This is a genomic window from Caproiciproducens galactitolivorans (assembly GCF_026672255.1).
GTDB classification, from domain to species: domain Bacteria; phylum Bacillota; class Clostridia; order Oscillospirales; family Acutalibacteraceae; genus Caproiciproducens; species Caproiciproducens galactitolivorans_A.
The window spans coordinates 1-507 of the sequence record NZ_JAPOHA010000027.1 but is presented as its reverse complement, the minus strand read 5'-3'; the positions used below and the strand labels follow the sequence as shown (position 1 = coordinate 507).

The following is a 507-nucleotide window of genomic DNA, read 5'->3' as shown; positions in this document are numbered from 1 at the left end:
AGCTGCAGCACTAAGGGGCGGAAACCCCCTAACACTTAGCACTCATCGTTTACGGCGTGGACTACCAGGGTATCTAATCCTGTTCGCTCCCCACGCTTTCGCTCCTCAGCGTCAGTTACAGACCAGAGAGTCGCCTTCGCCACTGGTGTTCCTCCACATCTCTACGCATTTCACCGCTACACGTGGAATTCCACTCTCCTCTTCTGCACTCAAGTTCCCCAGTTTCCAATGACCCTCCCCGGTTGAGCCGGGGGCTTTCACATCAGACTTAAGAAACCGCCTGCGAGCCCTTTACGCCCAATAATTCCGGACAACGCTTGCCACCTACGTATTACCGCGGCTGCTGGCACGTAGTTAGCCGTGGCTTTCTGGTTAGGTACCGTCAAGGTACCGCCCTATTCGAACGGTACTTGTTCTTCCCTAACAACAGAGCTTTACGATCCGAAAACCTTCATCACTCACGCGGCGTTGCTCCGTCAGACTTTCGTCCATTGCGGAAGATTCCCT

General features: G+C 54.2%; 1 rRNA gene. It reads right to left on the bottom strand.

Annotation, left to right across the window (positions count from 1 at the left end):
* Positions 1-507 (bottom strand): 16S ribosomal RNA (locus OUY18_RS13790); the annotation flags it as partial.